5 protein-coding genes are annotated in these 7,351 nt (G+C 33.9%); 1 reads left to right on the top strand and 4 read right to left on the bottom strand.

Going from position 1 to position 7,351, the window contains the following annotated elements; all coding sequences use genetic code 11:
• Positions 1 to 40: 40 nt before the first annotated feature.
• Entirely contained in the window at positions 41 to 859 is an 819-nt protein-coding gene (locus CQA44_RS10565; RefSeq protein ID WP_115547200.1) for a tetratricopeptide repeat protein, read from the top strand.
• A gap of 600 nt (positions 860 to 1,459) precedes the next feature.
• Here CQA44_RS10565 and CQA44_RS10560 read toward each other — a convergent pair.
• The 4 genes from CQA44_RS10560 to CQA44_RS10545 form a co-directional block, all read right to left on the bottom strand.
• Complete coding sequence (locus CQA44_RS10560) at positions 1,460 to 2,428, bottom strand: non-canonical purine NTP pyrophosphatase (RefSeq protein ID WP_115547199.1); 969 nt, start codon at positions 2,426 to 2,428, stop codon at positions 1,460 to 1,462.
• A gap of 1,250 nt (positions 2,429 to 3,678) precedes the next feature.
• Positions 3,679 to 6,231, bottom strand: coding sequence for a flagellar hook-associated protein FlgL (flgL, locus tag CQA44_RS10555; RefSeq protein ID WP_115547198.1), 2,553 nt, complete (start codon positions 6,229 to 6,231; stop codon positions 3,679 to 3,681).
• A gap of 152 nt (positions 6,232 to 6,383) precedes the next feature.
• Positions 6,384 to 6,704, bottom strand: a complete 321-nt coding sequence (locus CQA44_RS10550) for a hypothetical protein (protein ID WP_115547197.1) — start codon at positions 6,702 to 6,704, stop codon at positions 6,384 to 6,386.
• Between the two features lie 28 nt (positions 6,705 to 6,732).
• Positions 6,733 to 7,351 (bottom strand): F0F1 ATP synthase subunit A (locus CQA44_RS10545; protein ID WP_115547196.1); only part of this gene is annotated, 619 nt, incomplete at its 5' end.

The following is a 7,351-nucleotide window of genomic DNA, read 5'->3' as shown; positions in this document are numbered from 1 at the left end:
ATATAATATGAGAACAGTAAGACTAGATAGGAATTAGTCAATGATACTATTACCAGCTAAAATATCGACTAGGTTTTTTTGTTATCTATATGATTTATACAACCAAGAACGTAAATACCTCCATGAAACTCCTTTTCTTGTTGGTCTATTGTTTTTTATTGTTGCAAGCAGTCTTTTACTGCAGGCGAATCAAATTAACAATTCTAGCAAGTATGCTAACATCCGATCTTCATCTCTTGCCGAAAATGATTTTGATGATTCTTTATTGTTCATTCTCAAGAGATGTTCTAGGCAAGAGATAAATGCTTGCAATACGATTCTTAGTTTTGGATTTCCTAGCGTGCGAGATTGTGAGTTATTGGCATGCAGTCTCATTGGAGCGACTCTTAGCTTGGCTAATAGAGACCTTGAAGCACTTGGTTATCTTAAAAAAGCATGCAGTATGCGCAATGTGGAAAGTTGTTTTGCTCTCGCTCTAAGCTATGAATCTTTACGAGACTATTCTAATGCTAAACTTACCTATCAATTAGCCTGTGAAAGAAATCATGCTGCAAGTTGTTATAATTTAGGAATGCTCTATGTGAGCAAGGATTTAGCAAAACAGAGTTATAGCACTGCTAGTGTATTTTTCCAAAAAGCATGCAAAAATCTGTATGCAAAAGCTTGTTTTAATATGGCTGTTCTTTATGCTAATGGCAACGGTGTGGAGCAAGATTTTAGTTATGCGAAAATGTATTTTGATAGGGCTTGTGATATGGAACTACAAGAAGCTTGCATAAGACTTGAAGAACTAAGCAAAATGAATATTAAAATGCCAAAACCCAAGAAGATAAGAGGATTCTATATGCAAGAGTTCTGAATATCCTTGACACCAACCAAAGCCAAACTTAACATTTTGTAATGTTAGAATATCAAGAACTGTACTTATAGTTCTTTAGGAGTTATAAGTTTCAATCTAAAGTAAATTAATTTTTTGAATCTTGTTAATATTGATAGTTTTTAAGGTATAAATGCTTGATTATACAAGGTTATAAAGATACAATGTTGTCATAAAATTCTAACATGTCATACTCTGGATAGCAATGACTTCATTATTTCTTTAATAGAAAACATAACAAGTTAGAAATATTGCTATAAGTTTTGAATCTATCTAAATCCTGTTCCTACACTTGTGTTGAATCATTTGTCTAGTCATGGTAGGAAATCATACATGAATCTCTGCAACGTAGTAATTTTGCATTTTATCAAGCAAAACAATGAGTAAAAAGGCTTGAAACAAGAACCACAACACTTCAAATTACAAACGAATTGATGGGCTGACATGTTTTAGGCAAGCAGGAGCTGTCTGTGGTTATTAATCCATACTCTTTATCTCTCTTTTGATTTGTTGGTAAGAAAATTTTGTTTGAATCATAAACAACAAGAATACATGTAATGAGATTAATAGAACTCGCAAGATTTAATATTCAAGATGTAAAATGTCTTTTAGTTGCATGAGAGCTTTAGAGCGATGAGAAATTGCATTCTTTTCTTTTGGTGATAGTGAGGCTAAAGAATATTGCAAAGATTCTAAAAAAGATTCAGAATCTCGATAAGGAATTGCAAATGCACAATGAGAGGTATGAATAGAATCTTTATGCCACGATTTTGTATAGGCGGTATGAGCATTACTGGAATCAAACAGAGTAAAATTCTCATTGCTTGTGTTTGTATGAATTTTTGTAGGCAATATAATGCTGTGTTTTGAAAGAGAATCTTTTTCATAGTTTTCCCTATAAAACATACTATCATAACCAAAGCCGTTGTCCCCACATTCTTTAATTGCTATCAAGCCCTTACAGATTCCATTGGTTACACCTTTTGTTCTTTCGTCAATGCGATGCTGCATGGAATCTAATTGACAAGCAATATATGCAATGCTGCATTGAAAAAACGCACTACTCGCAGCAAATCCTCTACCTATCAATTTTTCCTTAAGTGCTTCTCTATTTTCTAAGTCGCCTGTATTCTTGGATTCTTTAGTATTATGTTGTGAAAGGCTCGCATAACGTGCAGAATATATTCCGGGTGAACCTCCTAAAGCATCTACACATAATCCACTATCATCAGCAAGAATCAGTAAATTGATTTGCTTAGAGTGTAATATTTGTTCCATTGGTTTGCTTTTGGTGATAAATTCTCTGTTGATGAGGTATTTTTGAAGTGTTGTAAATAATGCACTTGCTTTTATCATTGCATTCTCTTCAAATGTAAGACCAGATTCTATGGGATTAAAGTTTGTTATGCCAATTTCTTTGGGAGTAAGGATTTTTGTGTTGAGTATGTTTTGTATTTCTTGGATTTTATGAGGATTATTGCTCGCGAAAATAATCAAGGGGTTATCACATTGTGTGTGAATAGAAGTTTGTTTTTGGTGGCAATGTTGCATGGCTGTCCTTATTTTTGAATGTTTTATCAAAGATAATTGTAGCTTAGATTAAGAATCTTTGAGATTTTTGTTATTGCAGTATGATGGAGTTTAGGATAATGAATTTTATAGTTTATTTCTACTCATACTCTATTCGTTCCATACATTAAAAACGTGGTTGTTCTCTCTTGTGTGGTGTAGAGAGTTAATGTTGATATTTTTTATATTAGGTGATGTAGAAGTGCCTTTGTAGAGAATTATGTGTGCTTTTACTTATGGGAATGTGCTTTACACTTATGTTAGTCTTGAGTATCTTTTGTGGAGGATATGTTGTATTGATTCTCTACATTCTTTCATTCTTTAGACTCTTTCTTTCTTTTTTCTTTTCTTTTGGTTCTCATCTCTTGAATCCCTCTAAGAGAAATACCCTCTTGGTAGGGGCTTATATCTGTTTTTTTGAACTTCTGTTTAAAAACACTGCATGTCAAGCAGCTTTGTCAAAACATTGTATGGATTGAACTGTGTTTTATTGTTAAGGAAACTAAACCTTGCTCAAGGATTTATGTTTGGCAGAAGTTACGCTTTCTCTTTGCATTTTGAGTAGCATGAGTGGAAAAGTGAATGATATTACAATTTCGTGTTGAAACATTTGATTTTCTAATCCCGATGATTTTTACGAGCTTATAAATGAACGACACCTAATACATTCTATTGGAAAATAAAAAACGGCATTCATCATTTACTTATCACGATTTTTAATCTCAAGTAATAGGTTGCTTTTTGGAAGATTTCTTTGTTGATACTTCTGGAGTCCATTTTGTTAGGCTTGTTTCAATTTCATTTTGAGGTTGCTGCCTAAGTTTTTTTAAGTGTCTGAAATCCTTAAATTTTCATAATATTGAATGCTTATCATGATTAGCTTGACCACATGTCTCTTTTTATTAAAAATGATTTTCACCCCGTTATGTTTATGAGGTAGAGTTTTATCTCGCTTAATCCTTTACTATAGGATTTTGTGAGTAAGATTATATTCAAATCGAATGAATGCTTGCCTTTATCTGCTAGCCCTCCAAAGTTAATGAGTTCTAATCTTTTGCCTTTAGCCTATCAATTTGCTCAAACAATGATAACGAATCAAGGGAAACTCTCCAAAAACCCTTTTTCCTACATAGATTTTATAAGAACTCTATTTTATGATGATTAAGAGCAGGATTCAGGCATTACAATTTCACAATGATTTAGATATGTCTGCTCTCAATTTATTAGAATACTTAGTTGAGATAATTAACAAGAGAAAGCTGATTGATTCGATTGGTAGAAGATAAAACTGCTTGGTAATTATTGCTAAGGTTAGTAAATTTATTATATGTCTCAGCCAAATCTGCTCCTATCGTTTCACCTTTAATGCCACTTACTTGTGTTTTTATGACTTCATTCCTTGTGATAGCATTTTGGAATGTCCTTGTATGCGCTCCGTTTTTAGAAATAATCTTTTCTATATGGTCGCTTAAATGGTCAATAAGCTCAATGGAATTTTGAATACCGATACTCTGCATAGTATCGTCATATCTTTGTCCATGCAATGCTCCTGCACGATATATACCGTCGCGAACAGACTGGATTGCATCATCTAGTCCCCTGAAAAAATGAATTTTAGGGTCATCAACAACAAGTGATCCATTAGCATTTAAACGAACATTAGAAACTGAATTGCGGATTGCTTCTGGGCTAAAATTATCTTGGTCTTTATCATAGAACATCATTGACATTCTTGTAACAGAACGAATATTGTCTTGAATAACAATCTTGCCTTCTTTATCAAAATCAATAGAAAGCTTCTCATTTGCCCTCTCTAAAAGAGCCTCATAAGCGTCCTTTGCTGCTTGTGTAGGTTTACCGCTAATCTCTGCTGCACGCAAGGACTTTTCATCTTCGTTGCTATAATTAAGTGCAATTGACATAGCATCCATAAGTTGTCTATAAGTAACTTTGTCGCCTTCGCTTACAGTAACTTCTGGTGGTTCATCATGAGGATTAAAAAGTGGAATCTTAATGGTGTGAGATTCTGATTTTTGAGAAGGTAATTCAAGAAAACTACCTTGCTTAGTAAAGGTAAGGCTAGCATGCAATTCGATACCATTATGATCTTGAAACTTGAATCCATATACTTTCCCATTGAGTGAGCCATCAGTTACTTCAATGAGTTTGGTTTCATTGCTGGCAAGAATGGAAGTTCCTGAGATAGCTTGGGCAATATTGCCCCTAAGTTTCGAGCCTAATTGATGAAAACCTGTTTTTGTATAGCTCACTCCAAGTGCGGAAGTAAAACCATTTATTGGCTTTTGATTTTCATCTAATGTCTCTAGTCGAATAGAAAATCCTCTTTCTCCATCAAAAGGAGGATTCATAGTGTCTGTGCTTTTATTTTTTACATTTTTATCATAAATATTAATTTGTCCATGATCTAAGTCAATTTCAAGATTACCACCAAAATACTCTTTAATCATAGCAAATAAATCTCGCACCTCCATACCCCTTATGTCTATAACCATGGGTTCTCCTAAATCTCTATCATCGATAGTGCCATCTCGTTGGTTAGGTGCAGTACCTGTGATTCTGATAAAGTGGGTAGTGGTAGAAAGTATATCCGTAAGCTTAGAATCTACTTCAGCCATAGTATTGTCTTTGTGTATAAGAGTTGTAGGAATATGGGTAACACGATTGTCATAGAGATCATTCACACCTTTAAGATTGCCTACATTAAATTCCGAAATAAGATTCTGTGAGCTATAAACTTTTATTCGTGCGCCAAGAGATTCTAATTCTGAGGTATTTTCAACATCCATATTGCTTGAAATCATGTGAAAATCAATGCTAGAGCTACCCGGTTTTAAATCTTTAATCTCGATTTGTCCCCAATTATTCAATCTTACTTCAACTACTTGTGTTTTATTTGTGTTTCCAAAGGCTTTGCCAATGCGGTCTAATAAATCCCGTACCTTTGTAGAATGATTAGGATGAGAATAACCTACATCAAGCGCAAATTTTTCTTTAAAGCTTTGTCCGCGACTATTGACACCTTGTAGATAAAAATATTCCTTACCATTATTTGCAGAATTATTGTCATTATCTCCTAACATATCTCGCAAGGTATCATATTCTTTCAAATAGACTTCAGTAGGCTCGCTATGTTTTTCAGAGGGATCCATAGTTGCTGGGTGAAGTCTTGTTTGATTAAGCATGCGTTCATTGGTAGTAATTAATCGATGCTTATCATTATCAAAACCATAAAAAAGCTCCTCCCCAGTAATATTAAAAGGTACAAGGTTTTTAGAGCTAATAAGCGCATTTAACGATTCATCATTACCATAATAATTGCCTTCCATATCAAGAGGCTGTACGCTTACTTTACTCCCAGAAAAAATATATTTTCCCCCTACAGAAGTATTAGCAATGTTGATGATATGTGCTTTTGTGGCTTCTAAATCACGCGCTAAAGCTTCTCTTGAGGTAGGTGTATGCAAATCATTGGCACCATGTAAAAGCTTGGTTTTAAATTGCACCATAGCCATAGATATTTCTTGCAGTGCTTTATCTGTATTGAGCGTATTTGTTTCAGCAGTTTTTGATACATCTATGCCTTGTTCAAGGGTTACCTCATCATATTCTAATTTGAGATTCTGATTAGAAACACTCGCATTTTGCCAACCATACTGAATCTCTTTTCCGCTTGCAATTTTGGCATTCATATCATTTAGCTTTGAGGTCAAAGAACCCTGATTGTTGAGCATTTGATTGTATTTTGTTCCAAATGTTACACGCATAGCAGAACCCTTATTGGTGGTTTTGTTATTCACTAAAGAATAGAATTTTTAGAAAAACAAGCAAAATATATACCATTAGGGTAGATAGGCATTGAAATATGCCAGAAATCAACAAGGTTTCTGTTTGTGAAAAATACACTAAGATACTGAATTTAAGTGTTATCTACACAATCTTTAGAATTACATTGAGAATTGTGTTTTAACATTTGCAAAATTTGTTCTTGGAAAATCTTAGATTCTATCTGAATGTCAAGGCTTTTTTGAGCTATTTCAATACGCACACGAAAGTATTTAACTACTATCATAAGAAATATAAATAGAGCAAAAATACTCACGGCAAATAGGACGGCGGAAAAAAAGAAAGGAGTAACAATAAAAACTAAAGCAGCAGCAAAAATAGCAGTACCAAAAAAGAATCCATAGAAAAAATCTAATATTGCTAGAATCTTTCTGCTTTCTACTTTTTTATTCATACTTACAATTACATGTGTGGATTATCTCTTAATGATCCTCTTCCAATAAAACCGCACCTGCTAAATAGACATAAGTAAGAATCATAAAGACAAATGCTTGTAAAACAGCCATAAACATAAGAATAGCAAAAGGCAACAAGGGAACAATCCAAGGTACAAGAGTGAGCATGACAAGCAAGAACATATCATCACCCTTAATGTTTCCAAACAAACGAAAAGAGAGGGAGATAATGCGAGAAAGATGAGAAATAATCTCTATGGGAAAAAGAAGAGGGGATAGAATCTTAATAGGACCAGCAAAATGTCCAAAATACTTAATCACTCCGTTTGCTCTAATGCCTTCAAAATGATAATAGAAAAAAACAATTAATGCTAATACTAATGTAAAACTAATGCTTGCGGTCGGAGCTTCAAATCCGGGGATAATGCCAATTACATTACAATAGAATACAAAAACGCCTATGCTTCCAGCTAAAGGAAAATATTTTCTAGCGAGCTTATCTCCCAACGTGTCCTTTCCAACATAGAGCATACCGCCGATAATCCATTCATAAAAGTTCTGTATGCCCGTAGGCACAACATGGAGTTTTCGCACTGCAAACATACTCACTCCTATGGTTATTAAAGCACAGAGAATAGTATAAAAT

The sequence above is a fragment of the Helicobacter sp. MIT 14-3879 genome, from assembly GCF_003364125.1.
Note: the sequence above shows the minus strand (reverse complement) of the source record. Positions and strands in the feature narration are given on the sequence as shown.